The sequence below is a fragment of the Streptomyces tricolor genome, from assembly GCF_002155905.1.
Lineage (GTDB): Bacteria > Actinomycetota > Actinomycetes > Streptomycetales > Streptomycetaceae > Streptomyces > Streptomyces tricolor.
The window spans coordinates 1-18,933 of sequence record NZ_MUMF01000511.1; the positions used below are offsets into that span (position 1 = coordinate 1).

Annotated in this window: 15 protein-coding genes and 1 pseudogene; all 16 read left to right on the forward strand. The window is 72.1% G+C overall.

Going from position 1 to position 18,933, the window contains the following annotated elements; translation table 11 throughout:
* Positions 1-260 (forward strand): hypothetical protein (locus CCN44_RS31970; RefSeq protein WP_143650083.1); only part of this gene is annotated, 260 nt, incomplete at its 5' end.
* Between the two features lie 168 nt (positions 261-428).
* On the forward strand, positions 429-1,943 hold the full coding sequence (gene folC, locus CCN44_RS31975; RefSeq protein ID WP_059249539.1) for a bifunctional tetrahydrofolate synthase/dihydrofolate synthase: 1,515 nt from the start codon (positions 429-431) through the stop codon (positions 1,941-1,943).
* Between the two features lie 9 nt (positions 1,944-1,952).
* Positions 1,953-2,315, forward strand: a complete 363-nt coding sequence (locus CCN44_RS31980; RefSeq protein ID WP_059249538.1) for a DUF4233 domain-containing protein — start codon at positions 1,953-1,955, stop codon at positions 2,313-2,315.
* Positions 2,316-2,383: 68 nt separating this feature from the next.
* A complete protein-coding gene (ndk, locus tag CCN44_RS31985) occupies positions 2,384-2,797 on the forward strand; it encodes a nucleoside-diphosphate kinase (RefSeq protein WP_059249537.1) in 414 nt (137 codons plus the stop codon).
* A gap of 262 nt (positions 2,798-3,059) precedes the next feature.
* On the forward strand, positions 3,060-4,079 hold the full coding sequence (locus CCN44_RS31990) for a rod shape-determining protein (protein ID WP_014672705.1): 1,020 nt from the start codon (positions 3,060-3,062) through the stop codon (positions 4,077-4,079).
* A gap of 164 nt (positions 4,080-4,243) precedes the next feature.
* Entirely contained in the window at positions 4,244-5,182 is a 939-nt protein-coding gene (gene mreC, locus CCN44_RS31995) for a rod shape-determining protein MreC (RefSeq protein ID WP_059249536.1), read from the forward strand.
* Between the two features lie 12 nt (positions 5,183-5,194).
* Positions 5,195-5,872 (forward strand): rod shape-determining protein MreD, encoded by a 678-nt coding sequence (gene mreD, locus CCN44_RS32000; RefSeq protein ID WP_059249535.1) that lies wholly within the window; start codon positions 5,195-5,197, stop codon positions 5,870-5,872.
* A gap of 140 nt (positions 5,873-6,012) precedes the next feature.
* On the forward strand, positions 6,013-8,265 hold the full coding sequence (gene mrdA, locus CCN44_RS32005; RefSeq protein WP_086701597.1) for a penicillin-binding protein 2: 2,253 nt from the start codon (positions 6,013-6,015) through the stop codon (positions 8,263-8,265).
* Positions 8,262-9,458 carry a rod shape-determining protein RodA gene (gene rodA, locus CCN44_RS32010; RefSeq protein WP_059249533.1) on the forward strand — a complete coding sequence of 399 codons (1,197 nt, stop codon included), beginning with the start codon at positions 8,262-8,264 and terminating at the stop codon, positions 9,456-9,458. Before mrdA ends, rodA begins: the two co-directional genes overlap by 4 nt.
* Positions 9,459-9,570: 112 nt before the next feature.
* Positions 9,571-11,070: a CYTH and CHAD domain-containing protein gene (locus CCN44_RS32015; protein WP_086701599.1), complete on the forward strand. Its 1,500-nt coding sequence runs from the start codon at positions 9,571-9,573 to the stop codon at positions 11,068-11,070.
* Between the two features lie 98 nt (positions 11,071-11,168).
* The gene (locus tag CCN44_RS32020) at positions 11,169-13,130 is read left to right on the forward strand and encodes a TIGR03960 family B12-binding radical SAM protein (RefSeq protein WP_059249531.1); all 1,962 of its coding nucleotides are present in this window, start codon (positions 11,169-11,171) and stop codon (positions 13,128-13,130) included.
* 162 nt (positions 13,131-13,292) lie between these two features.
* Complete coding sequence (locus CCN44_RS32025; protein WP_223283897.1) at positions 13,293-14,612, forward strand: vanadium-dependent haloperoxidase; 1,320 nt, start codon at positions 13,293-13,295, stop codon at positions 14,610-14,612.
* Between the two features lie 307 nt (positions 14,613-14,919).
* On the forward strand, positions 14,920-15,531 hold the full coding sequence (locus CCN44_RS32030; RefSeq protein ID WP_086701603.1) for a hypothetical protein: 612 nt from the start codon (positions 14,920-14,922) through the stop codon (positions 15,529-15,531).
* A 60-nt stretch (positions 15,532-15,591) separates the two neighbouring features.
* Entirely contained in the window at positions 15,592-16,671 is a 1,080-nt protein-coding gene (locus CCN44_RS32035; protein ID WP_059249528.1) for a hypothetical protein, read from the forward strand.
* A gap of 48 nt (positions 16,672-16,719) precedes the next feature.
* Positions 16,720-17,490, forward strand: coding sequence for a TIGR03936 family radical SAM-associated protein (locus CCN44_RS32040; protein WP_086701605.1), 771 nt, complete (start codon positions 16,720-16,722; stop codon positions 17,488-17,490).
* Between the two features lie 262 nt (positions 17,491-17,752).
* Positions 17,753-18,933: pseudogene (locus CCN44_RS32045) on the forward strand (Rne/Rng family ribonuclease); the annotation flags it as partial.

Here is an 18,933-nt window from a genome sequence, read left to right on the forward strand (position 1 = left end):
CGACCCTGCCGGTGGCCGGAGCCGAGGTGGCCCTCGACCTCTCCGGCACGATCGACGTCGCCGCGGAGCGCAAGCGCCTCGCGAAGGACCTCGCGGCGGCGGAGAAGGAGAAGGGCCAGGCCACGGCCAAGCTCGGCAACGAGGCGTTCCTGGCCAAGGCCCCGGAGAACGTGGTCGACAAGATCCGCACCCGCCTCGCCAAGGCGGAGGAGGACATCGCCCGCATCACCGCCCAGCTGGAGAAGCTGCCGCAGGCGTAACCGCTCGTACGACGACGAAGGCCCCGGAGCCGATCAGGCACCGGGGCCTTCGCCGACCTCGGGGGCGCGGGGAACTGCGCGAGCGGCCACGACGGACCCGCGCCCGGCGACGGCGGACAACCACCCCGAACCGGCCCTTTGTCAGTCCCGCTCCGTAGACTGGGCCTCGTGAGCGACCACCCCGGCACCAGCGACACCCCCGACCCCCTCGACAGCTTCGACGAGATCATCGAAGCCGAGACCACCCGCGACCCCGACCTCGCGGTGATCGAGGCCGGCAGCCGCACCCTGCGCACCCAGGGCGGCCCGCCCCAGGCCGACATCCCCGCGCGCCCCGAGGACCCGGAGGTCGACAAGGCCCTGCGCGAGGTCGAGGCCGAGCTGGCGACCCGCTGGGGCGAGACCAAGCTGGAGCCCTCGGTCAGCAGGATCTCCGCGCTGATGGACGTCCTCGGCGAGCCCCAGCGCTCGTACCCCTCGATCCACATCACGGGCACCAACGGCAAGACCTCCACGGCCCGCATGATCGAGGCCCTGCTCGGCGCCTTCGAGCTGCGCACCGGCCGCTACACCAGCCCGCACGTGCAGTCGATCACCGAGCGGATCAGCCTGGACGGCGCCCCGATCACCGCCGAGCGGTTCATCGAGACGTACCAGGACATCAAGCCGTACGTGGAGATGGTGGACGGACAGCAGGAGTACCGGCTGTCCTTCTTCGAGGTGCTCACCGGCATGGCGTACGCGGCCTTCGCGGACGCCCCCGTGGACGTCGCCGTCGTCGAGGTCGGCATGGGCGGCTCCTGGGACGCCACGAACGTGATCGACGGCGATGTCGCGGTGGTGACCCCGATCGATCTCGACCACACCGACCGGCTCGGCGAGACGCCCGCGGAGATCGCCGCCGAGAAGAGCGGCATCATCAAGCAGGACGCGACCGTCATCCTGGCCCAGCAGCCGGTGGACGCGGCGCAGGTGCTGCTGAAGAAGGCCGTCGAGGTGGACGCGACCGTGGCCCGCGAGGGCCTGGAGTTCGGCGTCGTCGCCCGGCAGGTCGCCGTCGGCGGGCAGCTGCTCACGCTGCGCGGCCTCGGCGGCGAGTACGCCGAGGTGTACCTCCCGCTGCACGGCGCCCACCAAGCGCACAACGCGGCCGTCGCGCTCGCCGCCGTGGAGGCGTTCTTCGGCGTCGGCGCGCAGCGCGCGGAGCCGCTGGACATCGACACGGTCCGCAAGGCCTTCGCGGCCGTCTCCTCGCCGGGCCGCCTGGAGGTCGTACGCCGCTCCCCGACGGTCGTGCTGGACGCGGCGCACAACCCGGCCGGTGCCGAGGCCACCGCCGAGGCGGTGCGCGAGGCGTTCGACTTCAGCCGGCTGATCGGGGTCGTGGGCGCGAGCGGTGACAAGAACGTGCGGGGGCTGCTGGAGGCCTTCGAGCCGATCTTCGCCGAGGTCGTCGTCACCCAGAACTCCAGCCACCGTGCCATGGACGCGGACGAGCTGGCCGCGATCGCCGTCGAGGTGTTCGGCGACGAGCGCGTGCAGGTCGAGCCGCGGCTGCCGGACGCCCTGGAGGCCGCGATCACGCTGGCCGAGGAGGAGGGCGAGTTCGCCGGCGGCGGTGTGCTGGTGACCGGTTCCGTCATCACGGTCGGCGAGGCCCGGCTGCTGCTCGGAAAGGGCTGAGAGTCCACGATGCGTACGCTCTGTGCGTCGACCCTGATCGGCGAGTTCTTCATCATCGGCTTCGCCGGGCTGGTCGCGATGAAGGACCCGGACCTGTCCACGTCGACGGTGTGGCTGGTCAGCGGTATCGCCATGCTGGTGTGCGTGCTGCTGTGCGGCATGGTGACCCGGCCCGGCGGGGTGGCCCTCGGCTGGGCCCTGCAGATCGCCCTGATCGCCTCGGGTGTGTTCGTCCCGATCATGTTCTTCATGGGCGCGGTGTTCGCCGCGCTGTGGTGGGCATCGGTGCACTTCGGGCGAAAGGTGGACGAGGCGAAGGCCCGTTTCGCGGCCCGGGCGCAGTCCTCCTCCTCCACGGCTGACGCTGCGTAACAGGGGCTCCGACACGCCCTGTAACCTCGTCCCACCCGCACACCCGTAAGTCGTGTAAGGAGCCCTCCGTGAGCCAGCGCACCCTCGTCCTCCTCAAGCCCGACGCCGTCCGTCGCGGCCTGACCGGCGAGATCATCAGCCGTATCGAGCGCAAGGCCGGCTGGCAGATCACCGCGCTGGAGCTGCGCACCCTGGACCAGGACACGCTGGAGCAGCACTACGGCGAGCACAAGGGCAAGCCGTTCTACGAGCCGCTGGTCGAGTTCATGTCCTCCGGTCCGGTCGTGGCGATGATCGTCGAGGGCGAGCGGGTCATCGAGGGCGTGCGCGCGCTGGCCGGTCCGACCGACCCGATCGCCGCCGCGCCGGGTTCGATCCGCGGTGACTACGGTGTGATCGTCCGCGAGAACCTGATCCACGCCTCCGACTCCGAGGAGTCCGCCGAGCGTGAGGTGAAGATCTTCTTCCCGGGGCGCGCGTAACCCCGACGGCAGCCGTGGACGAGGTCCGGGACCGAGCCCGGACCTCGTCGGCATAGTCCTGGCATTTGAGGGAACGAGCGCCCCCGAACGCCCGTCTCCACAAGCGGGGCGGCACGCCATCTGGTGACAATGGCGGAGACCCTCGCGCAGTGTTCGTGCAGGCGCGTTTACGATGGAAGCCTTCACGTCACAGCACCCGCCTCGCCGACCTGACATGCCCTCAAAGCGCAGGAAGGCCAGATGAATCCGGATGGGGAACTCAATGTCGTTCATCGGCCGTGACATGGCTGTCGACCTCGGGACCGCCAACACGCTGGTGTACGTCAGGGGTCGCGGGATCGTACTGAACGAGCCGTCCGTCGTGGCGATCAACACCAATACGGGTGGGATCCTCGCGGTCGGTGCCGAAGCGAAGAAGATGATCGGCCGGACGCCGGGCAACATCGTGGCCGTCCGTCCGCTGAAGGACGGCGTGATCGCCGACTTCGAGATCACCGAGCGGATGCTCCGCTACTTCATCCTGAAGATCCACAAGCGGCGGTACCTGGCCCGGCCGCGGGTCGTCGTCTGTGTGCCCTCGGGCATCACGGGCGTCGAGCGCCGTGCGGTCATCGAGGCGTCCTCCCAGGCCGGGGCCCGACAGGTGCACATCATCGAGGAGCCCATGGCCGCCGCCATCGGCTCCGGTCTGCCGGTCCACGAGGCCACGGGCAACATGGTGGTGGACATCGGCGGCGGCACCACGGAGGTCGCGGTCATCTCGCTCGGCGGCATCGTCACCGCCCAGTCCATCCGCGTCGCCGGTGACGAACTGGACAACGCGATCATCCAGTACATCAAGAAGGAGTACAGCCTCCTGCTGGGTGAGCGGACGGCGGAACAGATCAAGATCACGATCGGTTCGGCGTACGACCTCGACACCGACGAGCACACCGAAGTGCGCGGCCGGGACCTGGTGTCCGGGCTGCCCAAGACCGTCGTCATCTCGGCGGCCGAGGTCCGCAAGGCCATCGAGGAGCCGGTCAACGCGATCGTGGACGCGGTGAAGACCACCCTCGACAAGTGCCCGCCGGAGCTGTCCGGCGACATCATGGACCGAGGAATCGTTCTGACCGGCGGCGGAGCCCTGCTGCGCGGGCTCGACGAGCGGCTGCGGCGGGAGACCGGCATGCCGATCCACATCGCCGAGGACCCGCTGGACAGCGTCGCGCTCGGCTCCGGGAAGTGCGTCGAGGAGTTCGAGGCGCTGCAGCAGGTGCTGGACGCTCAGCCGCGCAGATGACGTAACTCTTCGATTCCGCCGTACGAGACGTTCTCCTCTCGTGCGGCGGATCGTTGATATAGAGGCATAAGCTCCCCCAAATGGGCCTCTTGGTTGTGCGCCGCACCATTCGCGTTTTCCAGGGCCCGACGAATTCCTACTGAGGAAGGGCACGGCCGCCGCACGTGAGGGACACGAAAGAGAGCCGGCTGCTCCTGGTCCTGTTGGTCGCCATCGCGTTCGCGCTGATCACGGTGGACATCCGGGGAGGCAGGAACTCACCCGTCGACGGCCCCCGGCACGCCGCCGCGGCGGTGTTCGGCCCGGTCGAGAACGGGCTGTCCTCCGTGGTCGACCCGGTCGGCAACGCCGTCTCCGCGATCCGTGACTCCGGCAGCCGGCACGACCGGCTCGCCGCGCTGGAGAAGGAGAACGCGGCCCTCAAGGCCAAGCTCGGCAGCGACGACCGCAACCGCAGCCGCCTCAAGCAGCTCGACAAGATGCTGAAGCTCGCCGGCGAGGGGCAGTACGGCATCAAGGGCGCCCAGGTCATCGCCATCGGCGCGGCCCAGGGCTTCTCCTGGACCATCACCATCGACGCCGGCGCGAACGACGGCATCAAGCGGGACATGACCGTCCTGAACGGGGACGGCCTGGTCGGCCGGGTCACCACCGTCGGCCCCGGCACCGCCACCGTGCTGCTGGCGAACGACCCCGACTTCACCGTCGGCACCCGCATGGAGGCGGGCGACGAGCTCGGCTTCGCCTCCGGGCAGGGCGACCGTCCGCTGCGCGTGGAACTGCTCAACGGCAAGGCGGAGGTGAAGAAGGGCGACCGGCTCGTCACCTTCGGCTCACAGGCCGACAAGCCGTTCGTGCCCGGCGTCCCGGTCGGCGTCGTCTCCCGCGTGGACCCCTCCGGCGGCGGCCTGACCCGCACCCTGTACGTCACCCCGTACGTCAGCTTCACCAAGCTCGACGTCGTCGGCGTGGTCGTGCAGGCGCCGCAGAAGGATCCGCGGGACACCGTGCTCCCGGCCAAGCCGAAGCCGGTCCCGACGCCGACGGTGACCGTCACGGTCACTCCGTCGGCCGACGCCCCCGTCACCGATGAGCAGCAGTAGGAGCTGAATCCCATGCGTGTCAACAGGATCCTGCTCTCCACCGCGCTGGTCGTCGTGGCCCTGGTGGTCCAGGTGAGCGTCCTCGCCCGGCTGCACCTGCCGGGCGCCGTCCCCGACCTGCTGCTGCTCACCGTCCTCGGCCTGGCGATGGTGTACGGCCATGTCGGCGGCTCCCTCGTCGGCTTCGGCGCCGGCCTGCTCGCCGACCTGGCCCCGCCCGCCGACCACGCGGCCGGCCGGTACGCGCTCGTGCTGTGCGTCATCGGCTACTGCGCCGGGCTCATCAAGCCGGAGAGCGGCCGGCTGAAGTCGGCGAGCGGCCCGATGGCCGTCGTGGTCGCCGCCGCCCTCGGCTCCACCCTGCTCTACGCCGGGGTGGGCGCCCTGGTCGGCGACACCGCCGCCCGCCATGTCGGCCTGCCGGGGCTGCTGTTCTCGGCCGCCCTGTACGACCTGCTGCTCGCCCCGTTCGTGGTGCCCGGCGTGATGTGGCTGGCCCGCCGCGCCGACAACGACCCGCTCACCGAGACCGGGCCCGCGGCCAAGGCCGGCGACATCTCCTCCGGCTGGCTCTCCTCCGGCACCGGGCTGCGCATCGGCAGCCAGCGCGGCGGCCTCGGCGCGCTGAAGGCGAAGGCCCGCACCCGCTCCGCCAAGGTCGGCCGGATCAAGGGGGTCAAGCGGCTGTGAGCGGCGGCGAGTTCCACCCTGCTGAGTTCACCCGAACGGGTCAGCTTTCCTGGAACGCGGGTTCACAGGCTGGTCGTTCATCATTCGTACGCGCTTCCGCGTCCGGCACATTCACACACTGAGAGGGGGAGACAGCCGCAGTGACCAACATCCCCGAGACCGGTCGGACCCCACGCGTCCAGACCCGGCTCGTCGTGATCCAGATCCTGGTGCTCTCCCTTCTCGGCACGCTCGGCGGCCGGTTGTGGTACCTGCAGATCCGTGAGGGCGCCGAGTACCAGAAGGAGGCGTCCGGCAACCACGTCCAGCAGGTCGTCGACCCGGCCGTGCGCGGTGACATCCTGGACGCCCGCGGTGTGCCCCTCGCGGACAACGAGACCCGCCTGGTGGTCTCCGCCTCCCGCACCGACCTGCTGAAGCAGAAGGACGACGGCAAGGCCGTCCTGACCAAGCTGGCCGGCGTCCTCGGCATGAGCCCCAAGGAGGTCATGCAGAAGGTCCGGCTGTGCGACGCCAAGACCCCCCAGCCCTGCTGGAACGGCTCGCCGTACCAGCCGATCCCCATCACCGACGAGGCCACGGCCAAGCAGGCCCTGCAGATCCGCGAGCGCTCCGAGGACTTCCCCGGCATCACCGCCGAGCCCGAGGCCGTCCGCCGCTACCCGGGCCCCGCCAAGTCCAACACCGCCCAGGTGCTCGGCTACCTCTCGCCCGTCACCGACGCCGAGATCCAGAAGGCCAAGGACACCGACTCGCCCTACCTGCGCTCCGACATGGTCGGCCGCTCCGGCCTGGAACGGACCTACGACAAGGTGCTGCGCGGCAAGGCCGGCGTCACCCGCTACGAGGTGGACAACCTCGGCCGGGTCATCGGCAAGGCCGAGTCGGACGCGGCCGAGCCGGGCTCGAACCTGGTCACCAGCATCGACTCCCGGGTCCAGCGGGTCGCCGAGTACGAACTGGACAAGGCGATGAAGGTCGCCCGCCAGCAGTTCGACAAGATCACCGGCACCAACTACAAGGCCGACTCCGGCGCCGTCGTCGTCATGGAGGCCAAGACCGGCCGGATCGTCGCCATGGCCTCGGCACCGACGTACGACCCGAACGTCTGGGTGGGTGGCATCTCCGCCAAGGACTACAAGGCCCTCACCGGCAAGGACTCCGAATACCCCCTGCTCAACAGGGCCATACAGGGCCAGGCCGCACCCGGTTCGACCTTCAAGGTGATCTCCACGGCCGCCGCGGTCGAGGCCGGCTACGACTTCAACGGCCGCTACCCCTGCACCAGCTCCTACTCGGTCGGCGGCCAGGTCTTCAAGAACTTCGAGGGCGAGAGCTTCGGCCCGATCCCGCTGGGCCGCGCCCTGGAGGTCTCCTGCGACACCGTCTTCTACTACCTGGCCGACAAGGAGTGGAAGCGCGACGGCGGCCTCAACCCCAAGAAGGGCCAGCCGAAGGACTACTTCTACAAGGCCGCCCACCAGTTCGGCCTCGGCAAGGAGACCGGCATCGACCTGCCCAACGAGGTCACCGGCCGCGTCCCCGACCGCGAGTGGAAGCAGGCGTACTGGAAGGCCAACAAGGACGCCTGGTGCAAGACCGGCAAGAAGGACGGCTCCTACGTCGAGAAGATCGCCTACGAGAACTGCCTCGAAGGCAACAAGCTGCGCGAGGGCGACTCGATCAACTACTCCATCGGCCAGGGCGACACCCTCGTCACGCCGATCCAGGAGGCGGTGATCTACGGCGCCGTCGCCAACGGCGGCACGATGTACCAGCCGACCATCGGCAAGGCGATCATCAGCGCGGACGGCAAGACCGTGCGGGAGATCAAGCCGAAGAAGCGCGGCAGGCTGCCGGTCAGCCAGGCCACCCTCAAGGGCATGAACGACGCCTTCGCGGGCGTCATGACCCGCGGAACGGCCGCCTGGAAGTTCAGCGGCTGGCCGCAGGACAAGATCCCGCTGCACGGCAAGACCGGTACCGCCGAGGTCTACGGCAAGCAGACCACGTCCTGGCTGGCCACCTACTCCGAGGACTACACGGTGATCATGACGATCGCCCAGGCCGGTACGGGTTCCGGCGCCTCCGGTGAGGCCGTGCGCAACATCTACAGCGCGCTCTACGGCGTCCAGGCCGACGGTTCCGTCGACCAGAAGAAGGCGCTGCTGCCCGAGCCGCAGAAGGGCCTGCCCAAGGTCCGCACGGACGGCACCATCGCCGCCCCCAAGGTCACCGGCGACCCGGCGAAGGACGCCGAGGCCGCCCAGAAGAACAACCCCACCAACGGAGACGGCCAGCAGCCCGCGGGTACCACGCCCTCGCCCAACACGGGCAACCGCGACACTCGCAGGCGGCCTCGCAAGAGGGGAAGCCGGAGGATGCCCTCATGACCGGCGCGAACAGCTTCTCCGTCTCCGGGTACGGCCCCGAGCGGGCCGGCTGGACCAGGATCTTCGCCCGCGACTCGCTCACCCGCAGGCTGGACTGGCCGATCCTGTTCGCGGCCACCGCCCTGTCCCTGCTGGGCTCCCTGCTGGTGTACTCGGCGACCCGCAACCGCACCGAGCTGAACCAGGGCGACCCGTACTTCTTCCTGGTCCGGCACCTGATGAACCTCGGCATCGGGATCGCCCTGATGATCGGCACGATCTGGCTGGGCCACCGCGCCCTGCGCAACGCCGTGCCGATCCTGTACGGCGTGTCGGTGCTCCTCGCCCTGGTGGTCCTCACCCCGCTCGGCGCGACGATCAACGGCCAGCGCAACTGGCTGGTCATCGGCGGCTTCTCGCTCCAGCCCGCCGAGTTCCTCAAGGTCACGATCATCCTGGGCATGGCCATGCTGCTGGCCGCGCGGGTGGACGCGGGCGACAAGCCGTACCCCGACCACCGGACGGTGTTCCAGTCGCTGTGCCTGGCCGCCGTACCGATCCTGATCCTGCTGCTCATGCCCGACCTCGGCTCGGTGCTGGCCATGGTCGCGATCATCCTCGGCGTGCTGCTCGCCTCCGGCGCCTCCAACCGCTGGGTCTTCGGCCTGCTCACCGCCGGTGTGATCGGCTGCATCACGATCTGGCAGCTGCACATCCTGGACGAGTACCAGATCAACCGGTTCGCGGCCTTCGCCAACCCGGAGCTGGACCCCGCCGGCGTCGGCTACAACACCAACCAGGCCCGCATCGCCATCGGCTCCGGCGGGCTCACCGGCGCCGGGCTCTTCCACGGCTCGCAGACCACCGGCCAGTTCGTGCCCGAGCAGCAGACGGACTTCGTGTTCACGGTCGCGGGGGAGGAGCTGGGCTTCCTCGGCGCGGGCTTCATCATCTTCCTGCTCGGTGTCGTGCTGTGGCGGGCCTGCCGGATAGCGCGTGACTCGACGGAGCTGTACGGGACGACCGTCGCCGCCGGCATCGTCGCCTGGTTCGCGTTCCAGTCCTTCGAGAACATCGGCATGACCCTCGGCATCATGCCGGTCACGGGCCTGCCGCTGCCGTTCGTGTCGTACGGCGGCTCGTCGATGTTCGCGGTGTGGGTCGCGGTCGGTCTGCTCCAGTCGATCAAGGTGCAGCGCCCGATGTCGGCGTAGGCCCGCCGGCGGCCCGGCACGGTTCCGGCGCGGCCGGCGGCGGGCGTCCGCCGGCCGCGCCGCGGGTCTGCGCCCCCTGCCGTACCGGTGCCCGGAGCACTAGATTCGGTGCATGGCGGACGCGAAACGCGAGATCGAGCGCAAGTACGAATCCGACGACGGCGGGCTGCCCGACCTGACCGGCGTCGGCCCGGTGGCGGCCGTGCTCGACAAGGGCCTGGTCGCCCTGGACGCCACCTACTACGACACCGCCGACGAACGCCTGACCGCGGCCTCGCTCACGCTGCGCCGCCGCACCGGCGGCCCGGACGCCGGCTGGCACCTGAAGTTCCCGGTCGCCCCCGGGGTCCGCGACGAGATCCGGGCCCCGCTCTCCGACACCGTCCCCGAGGAGCTCGCCGCCCTCGTCCGCTCCCGCGTCCGGGACGCCGAGCTGATCCCCCTGGTCCGGCTGCGCTCCGCCCGCGATGTGCGGCACCTGGTCGACGCCGGGGGCGCCCTGCTGGCCGAGGCGAGCCTCGACACCGTGACCGCCGAGCGGCTCACCGGGAAGGACCGGGCCGCCCAGTGGACCGAGATCGAGGTGGAACTGGCCGACGGCGGCGACCCGGCCCTCCTCGACCGGCTGGAGAAACGGCTGCGCAAGGCCGGCGTCCGCCCCGCAGGCTCGCCGTCGAAACTGGCCCGCGCCCTGGAGCTGACCGGCGGCAGCCGCCGCACGGGGACCGGCCCCCGACCGCCGGTGACCGCAGGGGACCACGTCCTCGCCTACCTCCGCGCCCAGCGGGACGTCCTGGTGGAGCTGGACCCCGCCGTCCGCCGCGACCTGCCCGACGCGGTGCACCGCATGCGGGTCGCCACCCGCCGCGCCCGCAGCACCCTGCGCACCTTCCGCGGCCTGCTGGACCGCGCCGTCACCGACCCCGTCGGCGCCGAGCTGAAGTGGCTCGCGGGCGAGCTGGGCATCGACCGCGACCAGGAGGTGCTGGCCGACCGCCTGACCACCGCTCTCCGGTCCCTGCCGCCCGCCCTGGTCACCGGCCCCGTCCCCGACCGGCTCACCGCCTGGGCCCGGGCCCGGCACGGCGGCGCCCACGCCCACCTGACCGGCGTCCTGGACTCCCGCCGCTATCTGACCCTGCTGGACACCCTGGACGCCCTGCTCGCCGACCCGCCGCTGCGCACGGCGGCCGGCCGGAAGCCGCGGAAGGCGCTCGCCAAGGCCGTACGCAAGGCCGAGAGGAAACTCACGGACGCGGTCGAGCAGGCGCTGCGGCTGCCGCAGGGCGAGGAGCGCGACCTCGCCCTGCACGCGGCCCGCAAGAAGGCCAAGCGCACCCGTTACGCCGCCGAGGCCGCCACCGAGGCCCTCGGCGGCCCCGCCCGCTCCCTCACCAGGTCCATGAAGTCCCTGACCACCCTCCTCGGCGACCACCAGGACAGCGTCATGGCCCGCCGCACCCTGCGCGAGCTGGCCGCGGTGGCCCACGCGGCCGGTGAGAGCACCTTCACCCACGGCCTGCTCTACGGCAGGGAGGAGGCCCGGGCGGCGGCGACGGAGGCGGAGCTGGCAGCGCGCTGGAAGGAGATCGGCTCCGGGGCGGCGGGCTGAGCGTTCGGGGGAATCCGCCGGGCGGGTTACGCTTGATGGTCACCCGCCCCCAGCCTCCGGCCGGGGGTACCCCCAGTCAGCTCATGAAGGTTCGCGAGATGCCTGTCGAGTCGGTTTTCCCGCAGCTCGAAGCTCTGCTCCCGCACGTGCAGAAGCCGATCCAGTACGTCGGAGGGGAGCTCAACTCCACGGTCAAGCCGTGGGACGAGTGCGACGTCCGCTGGGCGCTCATGTACCCGGACGCGTACGAGGTCGGTCTGCCCAACCAGGGCGTCATGATCCTCTACGAGGTCCTGAACGAGCAGGAGGGCGTCCTCGCCGAGCGCACCTACAGCGTGTGGCCGGACCTGGAGGCGCTGATGCGGGAGCACGGCGTCCCGCAGTTCACGGTCGACAGCCACCGCCCGGTCAAGGCCTTCGACGTGCTCGGCCTCAGCTTCTCCACCGAGCTGGGCTACACGAACATGCTCACCGCCCTGGACCTCGCCGGTATCCCGCTGGAGTCCAAGGACCGCACCGAGGACGACCCGATCGTCCTGGCCGGCGGCCACGCTGCCTTCAACCCGGAGCCGATCGCCGACTTCATCGACGCGGCGGTCATCGGCGACGGCGAGCAGGCCGTGCTCGACATGACCCGGATCATCCGCGAGTGGAAGGCCGAGGGCCGCCCCGGCGGCCGCGAGGAGGTCCTGTTCCGGCTGGCGAAGACCGGCGGGGTGTACGTCCCGGCGTTCTACGACGTCGAGTACCTCCCCGACGGCCGTATCGCCCGTGTCGTCCCCAACAGGTCGGGCGTGCCGTGGCGGGTGTCCAAGCACACGGTCATGGACCTGGACGAATGGCCGTACCCGAAGCAGCCGCTCGTCCCCCTGGCCGAGACGGTCCACGAGCGCATGTCGGTGGAGATCTTCCGCGGCTGCACCCGCGGCTGCCGCTTCTGCCAGGCGGGCATGATCACCCGCCCGGTCCGTGAGCGCTCGATCACCGGCATCGGCGAGATGGTCGACAAGGGCCTGAAGGCGACCGGCTTCGAGGAGGTCGGTCTGCTCTCCCTGTCCTCCGCGGACCACTCGGAGATCGGCGACATCGCCAAGGGCCTGGCGGACCGCTACGAGGACGACAAGATCGGCCTCTCCCTCCCGTCCACCCGCGTCGACGCCTTCAACGTCGACCTGGCGAACGAGCTGACCAGGAACGGCCGCCGGTCCGGCCTGACCTTCGCCCCCGAGGGCGGCTCCGAGCGCATGCGCAAGGTCATCAACAAGATGGTCTCGGAGGAGGACCTGATCCGCACGGTCGCCACGGCGTACGGCAACGGCTGGCGCCAGGTGAAGCTGTACTTCATGTGCGGTCTGCCGACGGAGACGGACGAGGACGTCCTCCAGATCGCCGACATGGCGACGCATGTCATCCAGAAGGGCCGCGAGGTCTCCGGCTCGAACGACATCCGCTGCACGGTCTCGATCGGCGGTTTCGTCCCCAAGCCCCACACCCCCTTCCAGTGGGCGCCCCAGCTGTCGGCGGAGGAGACGGACGCCCGCCTGGCGAAGCTCCGCGACAAGATCCGCGGCGACAAGAAGTACGGCCGCTCCATCGGCTTCCGCTACCACGACGGCAAGCCCGGCATCGTGGAGGGCCTGCTCTCCCGCGGTGACCGCCGCGTCGGCGCGGTCATCCGTGCCGTGTACGACGACGGCGGCCGGTTCGACGGCTGGCGCGAGCACTTCTCGTACGACCGCTGGATGGCCTGCGCGGACAAGGCCCTCGCCCCCTACGGCGTGGACGTCGACTGGTACACCACCCGCGAGCGCACCTACGAGGAGGTCCTGCCCTGGGACCACCTCGACTCCGGCCTGGACAAGGACTGGCTCTGGGAGGACTGGCAGGACGCCCTCGACGAGACGGAGGTCGAGGACTGCCGCTGGACCCCGTGCTTCGACTGCGGTGTCTGCCCCCAGATGGACACCCACATCCAGATCGGCCCGACCGGCAAGAAGCTGCTGCCCCTGACGGTCAAGAACGCCGCGCCGGCGCCGGCCGCGAGTGGGCACACGCACTGAGGTGAGCGCGGACTGAGCCGCGGCCGGTGGAGCCCCCTTCCGTTCGGGAGGGGGCTCCACGGTGTTCGAGGGAGCCCGGGTTTGTCCGGTTCGCGGCGAGTTGTCTTGATCGTGCAAGGGGGCGTTGCTAAGCCTGGGGCACTCGACCCCAGGGAGCACGCAGTGCGTCAAGAGCCCCCTCCGTCCGTTCCTCCGCGGTCCCGCGTCCGGGTGCTGGCCTGCGCCGTCGCGGCCACCGCCCTCGTGACGCTCACCGCCGCGACACATCCCCCCACCACGGCCCCCCGGACCCCGGCGGACCCGGCGGCCGTGGTCCGCCAGTGGAACGCCATCGCCATCGACACCATCAAGACCAGCCTGGGGCCACGCCCCTCCGGCCAGGTGGCGATCTGGGAGGGGTTCGTCTCCGTCGCCGTGTACAACGCCGTGGTGGGGATCGAAGGCGGCTACGAGCTGTACGAGTGGCGTAGGCGCGGTCCGGCCAAGGCGTCCTCCGCCGCAGCCGCCGCCACCGCGGCGCACGATGTGCTGCGCACCTACTTCCCCGCCTTCAAGGAGCGGCTCGACACCGCCTACGCGGACACGCTCGCCGCTCTTCCGGCCGGTCGGGCCAGAGACCGGGGCGTCGACTACGGAGAGCGCGCCGCCGCCCGCATCGTCGAACTCCGGGAGGGGGACGGCAGATTCGCGGACGTTCCGTTCACCGCTTCCCCGGCACCGGGAGTCTGGCGGCCCACCCCGCCCGCGTTCCAGCCCTTCATCGACACCTGGCTCGCCAGGCTCCGCCCCCTCCTGCTCCGCTCCCCGCGGCAGTTCCGCCCCGGCGGACCACCCGCCCTCTCCTCGGCCGCGTACGCCGACGACGTCCAGGAGCTGAAGGTCATGGGCCGCAGGACCGGCTCGGGCCGGAGCGCGCGGCAGACCGAGACCGCCCTGTTCTTCAGCGGCAACCTGGTCGAACAGGTGCAGTCGGCGCTGCGGGACCACGCCGCCCGGCACCGGCTCGGCATCGCCGAGACGGCCCGGCTGTTCGCCGCGGTGAACGCGCCGGCGGCCGACGCCGTCGTCACCGCCTGGGACGCCAAGCTCCACTACGCCTCCTGGCGGCCGATCACCGCCATCCGCCTCGCCGACACCGACGGCAACCCCGCGACGACGGCGGACCCGGCGTGGGAGCCGCTGCTCCCCACCCCGCCGCACCCGGACCACATCGCCGGCCATACGGCCGTCGCCGCCGCCGTGGCCCGCGCCCTGACCGGCGTCCTCGGCACCTCGCGCATCGACCTGTACGTCCCCTCCGAGGTCACCGGCACCACGCGGTACTACGGATCCGCCGACGCCCTCAACCGGGACGTCGTCGACGCCCGTGTCTGGGGCGGTGTCCACTCCCGCACGGCGGACGTGGCCGGTCGCCGGGCCGGGACCCGGGTGGCCGCCTGGGCACTGGACCACTACTTCCGGCCCGTCGAGCCGAAGCGGTAGCGGCAGTACGGATTCGAGGCAGCGGCGGCCCGGATGTGCCCCGTCCCCGACGGCCGCATGGAGGGGACCCGGCCGGCGCGGCGCGCAGTTCGCAGGTGTCGCTGTCCTGGCCGGCGTCGATCTCCACGCACGCGCCGGTGGCTCCGTTCGGGCCCGGGCACGTGTCGTGGCCGCCGCCGGGCGGGGCCCGGCCGGCCGGCCCGGGGGCTCGGGCGGCCCCGGCCCCGGCACTCCGGACGGCACCAGCGGCCTCGCGGCGGCACGATGGGAGAGGAGGCCGGGCGCGTGATCCGACGGGAGGGATCCCATGGCTCAGCAGGCGGCGGCGAAGGCGCCGGCGAAGAAGCCCGTCGGCACCGGCGGCGTCTTCCTCTCGTTCGCACCCTGGATCGTCTTCGGCGTGGTCGCGAGCCCGAGCACCTGGGAGTACGCGGCGCTCGCCGCCCTGCTCGCCTCGCTCGCCCTGTCGGGACACGACATGCTGCGCGGCAGGCTCCGCATCCTCGACATGACCGGCATCGTCTTCTTCGCCGTGCTCTGCGTCCTGGCGCTCGCCCTGGACCGCGGGCAGCTCATCTGGCTGGAGACGTACGCCCAGGTCCTCTCCAACGGGCTGGTGGCCGCCGTGGCGCTCGGATCGCTGTGCGCCGACCCGTTCACCGCGCAGTACGCCCGGGAGTCGACGCCCCGTGAGGTGTGGGACTCGCCCGTGTTCACGCACATCAACCGGGTCCTGACGGCCCTGTGGGGAGCGGCCTTCGCGCTGATGACGCTCTCCACCTGGCTGGCCGTCCGCTACCCGGCCCAGGACGACTGGTTCAACTGGGTCGTCCCCGTCGCGCTGCTGGTCGCGGCCGTGAAGTTCACCGAGCGCTATCCGGAGTCGTACAAGGCGCGCCAAGCGCGGGGACGCGCGTGACATCGCGGCCCCGGCTGAGCCGGCCGGATCCGAACCGGCGGTCCGTGCGTCTACGACGGTATGGACCTGCAAAAACCTCCGCCTCCGCCGCCCCGGCCCGAGGGCTGCCTCGTCGTCGCCGTCCGCCTCCCGGTGCGGATCGTCGTCCTGGTGCTCGTCGTGCCGGTGCGGATGGTCTGGGACGCGCTCGTCGTCACCGGGAGGTTTCTGCGGGACACCGTCCTCCGGCCGGTCGGACGGGCCCTGCTCTGGATCGGCAGGGCCGTGTTCGTGTGGCCGTTCGTGGGGCTGTGGCGGTACGTCCTGGTCCCCCTCGGCAAGGCGCTGGCCTGGCTCGGCAACGTCCTCGTCGTCGTACCGGCCGTGTGGTGCTACCGGTACCTCCTCACCCCCCTCGGGCACGCCCTCGCCTGGCTGGCGCGCGCAGTGGGCGCCGGCCTCGCGTGGGTGTACGCGCGCGTGCTCACCCCGGTCGGGCACGCGTTGCTCCGGCTGCTGAAGGGCATCGGCGCGGTGCTGGCCGCCGTCGGCATCGGGGTGTACACGGCCGTCGCCTGGCTGGTGCGGTACCTGGTCGTCGTCCCCGCGCGGTGGCTGTACACCTGGATCCTCGCGCCCGTCGGCCGGGCCGTCGCCTGGTGCGTACGGGGCATCGGCCTGGCCCTCTACTGGACCGCCCGCGTCCTGTTCGTCCTGCCCGTCCTGGCGCTGTGGCGCTGGGTCCTCGCGCCCGTCGGCCGGTTCCTCGCGCTGCTCGCGCGCGAGGTGGGCGAGGCCCTGGGGCACGCCTGGCGGGTCGCCGGGCGGATCTCCCTGGCCGTCGGACGGGCCCTCGGGACCCTCTTCCGGTGGATCTTCGTGGAGCCGGTGCGCTGGGTGTACCGGACCGTCCTCACGCCGGTCGGACACGTCGTACGGGACGCCGTCGTACGGCCCGTCGCCACCGGGATGCGCGCGGTGGGCCGGGCCACGCGCGAGGCGCTGGCCTCGGCCCGCGCCACGGTGCGGCAGACCCGCGCGGACGTCCGGCGCATGCTGTTCGGCGAGCCCCGGCAGCCGGTGCCGGTGGACCGGCGGGAACCCACGGGCCGCGACACACGTACTCTTGGTAGGAGTACGACCGCTCTCACGAAGGACTGAACGACACTGGGCAAGCGACAGCCCGAAGGCCCGCCGCCCGCACCCGCGGTGCAGCGCATCCGACTGCGTTACACCAAGCGCGGCCGCCTGAGGTTCACCAGCCACCGAGACTTCCAGCGCGCCTTCGAGCGGGCGCTGCGCCGCGCCGAGGTGCCCATGGCGTACTCGGCCGGGTTCACGCCGCACCCGAAGGTGTCGTACGCCAATGCCGCACCCACCGGCACGGGCAGTGAAGCGGAGTACCTGGAGATCGCGCTCACCGAACCGCGCGACCCCGAGATCCTGCGTGTCCTCCTCGACGAGTCGCTGCCCGCCGGGCTCGACATCGTCGAGGCGGTCGAGGCGCGGACCTCGGGTCTCGCCGACCGGCTGACGGCCTCCGTCTGGGAGCTGCGGCTGGACGGCGTCGACCCGGCCGACGCCGAGCGCGCGGTCGAGGCCTTCACCGAGGCCGACGCCGTCGAGGTGCAGCGCATGACCAAGAACGGCGTCCGCACCTTCGACGCCCGCCCGGCCGTGGTGAGTCTGGAGACGCACGGTTCGCCGGCTGATAGGCCGACCGACCAGCCCTGTGCGATACTGCGGCTGGTTGTTCGGCACGTGACGCCTGCCGTACGACCCGACGACGTCCTGTCCGGTCTCCGCGCCGTGGCCGACCTGGCGCCGCCGGTCCCCGCAGCGGTGACCAGGCTGGCGCAGGGGCTGTTCGATGAAGAGACCGGCACGGTGACCGACCCGCTCGCGCCCGACCGCGAGGCTGCCGGGGCCCTGACGGCCGCACCGGCCGCCGCCGCGACGGCGCCGGACGGTCCCGCGTAGGGACGGACGTCGTAGCGCCGCCCTTGTACTCGGGAGCCACCTGGGTCGGGCAGCGCACCGACCAGAAGACTTTCGCCAGGCCGTACCGACAAGGCGTACGGAACCGGCGAGACAGGACACAGAGTGCTCCCGTGCGGCGCCCGCGCCCCGGACGGCGGTCACCGCGCATCGCGCGGGCCGCGGACGTCAACGGCGGACGGTCCCCTGAGACCGGCGCCGGACCAGGCGCGGCGCCCGGGAGCCTGACGGGAGAAACGCCCGCATGCTCGAGCCGACCGAACCCCAAGAGGGTTCCGAACTGAACACCCCGAGCGACACCCTGCCGCCGCGCAGGCGTCGCCGTGCCGCCTCTCGCCCCGCGGGCCCGCCCGCCGCGGCCGCCGAGGCGCCCGTCGAGGTCACCGTGCCGGCCATACCGGCCGCTGAGGCCGACGAGGTCGTCGAGGTGACCGAGGACACCGAGGTCCCCGAGGCGGCTGAGGCCGCCGAGGTCTTCCAGGCCCAGGCCGAAACGCCTGCTGCCGCTGAGGCCGCTCCGGCCGCGCGTCCGCGCCGCCGTGCCACCCGCCGTGTGTCGGCGCCCGCCGGTGCCCCGGCGTCCGCCGAGGCCGCCGAGACCGTCGTACCGGCCGCGGCCGGCGAGCCGGAGCAGGCCGCCGTTCCCGAGGCCGGCGCGGTCGTCGTCGGCGAGGAGGCCGCGCCGCGCCGCGTCCGCCGCCGGGCCACGCGCAGCGTCTCCGCGCCGACCGCCGCGTCCGCCGAGACCGCTGCCGCTGAGGCCGGTGTGACGGCCGAGGCTTCCGCGACGGAGGCGCCGGCCGCCGAGGCGCCCGCTGCCGAGGCGCCTGCTGCCGCTGAGGCCGCTCCGGCCGCGCGTCCGCGCCGCCGTGCCACCCGCCGGGTGTCGGCGCCCGCCGGTGCCCCGGCGTCCGCCGAGGCCGCCGGGGCCGCCGAGACGGTCGTCCCGGCCGCCGAGGCCGCCGCCCCCGCCGAGGCCGTGACGGAGGCGCCCGCCGCCGAGGAGGCCGCTCCGGCCGCGCGTCCGCGTCGCCGTGCCACCCGCCGGGCGTCCGCGCCCGCCGGTGCCCCGAAGGCCGCCGAAGAGGCCCCGGCCGCCGCTGCGGCCGTCGAGCCCGAGGCTGTTCAGGAGGCCGTGGAGGCGCCTGCCGAGGAGGAGGCCGCTCCGCGTCGTACGCGGCGTCGTGCCACCCGCCGGGTGTCCGCGCCCGCCGGTACGCCCGCGGCCGAGGAGACCGCCGGGGCCGGCGAGGCCGCGACCGGCGAGGCCGAGGCCCCCGCCGCCGCCGCGGCCGTCGAGCCCGAGGCTGTTCAGGAGGCCGTGGAGGCTCCCGCCGAGGAGGAGGCCGCTCCGCGTCGTACGCGCCGCCGGGCCACCCGCCGGGTGTCCGCGCCCGCCGGTGCCCCCGCGGCCGAGGAGACCGC

Bases quoted from the DNA above. Each gene is read 5' to 3' on its own strand.
- rodA (WP_059249533.1), top strand. From the start codon at position 8,262: ATGACCGGCGCGAACAGCTTCTCCGTCTCCGGGTACGGCCCCGAGCGG.
- CCN44_RS32035 (WP_059249528.1), top strand. From the start codon at position 15,592: ATGGACCTGCAAAAACCTCCGCCTCCGCCGCCCCGGCCCGAGGGCTGC.
- CCN44_RS31990 (WP_014672705.1), top strand. From the start codon at position 3,060: ATGTCGTTCATCGGCCGTGACATGGCTGTCGACCTCGGGACCGCCAAC.
- CCN44_RS31980 (WP_059249538.1), top strand. From the start codon at position 1,953: ATGCGTACGCTCTGTGCGTCGACCCTGATCGGCGAGTTCTTCATCATC.
- CCN44_RS32020 (WP_059249531.1), top strand. From the start codon at position 11,169: ATGCCTGTCGAGTCGGTTTTCCCGCAGCTCGAAGCTCTGCTCCCGCAC.
- mreD (WP_059249535.1), top strand. From the start codon at position 5,195: ATGCGTGTCAACAGGATCCTGCTCTCCACCGCGCTGGTCGTCGTGGCC.
- CCN44_RS32015 (WP_086701599.1), top strand. From the start codon at position 9,571: ATGGCGGACGCGAAACGCGAGATCGAGCGCAAGTACGAATCCGACGAC.
- CCN44_RS32030 (WP_086701603.1), top strand. From the start codon at position 14,920: ATGGCTCAGCAGGCGGCGGCGAAGGCGCCGGCGAAGAAGCCCGTCGGC.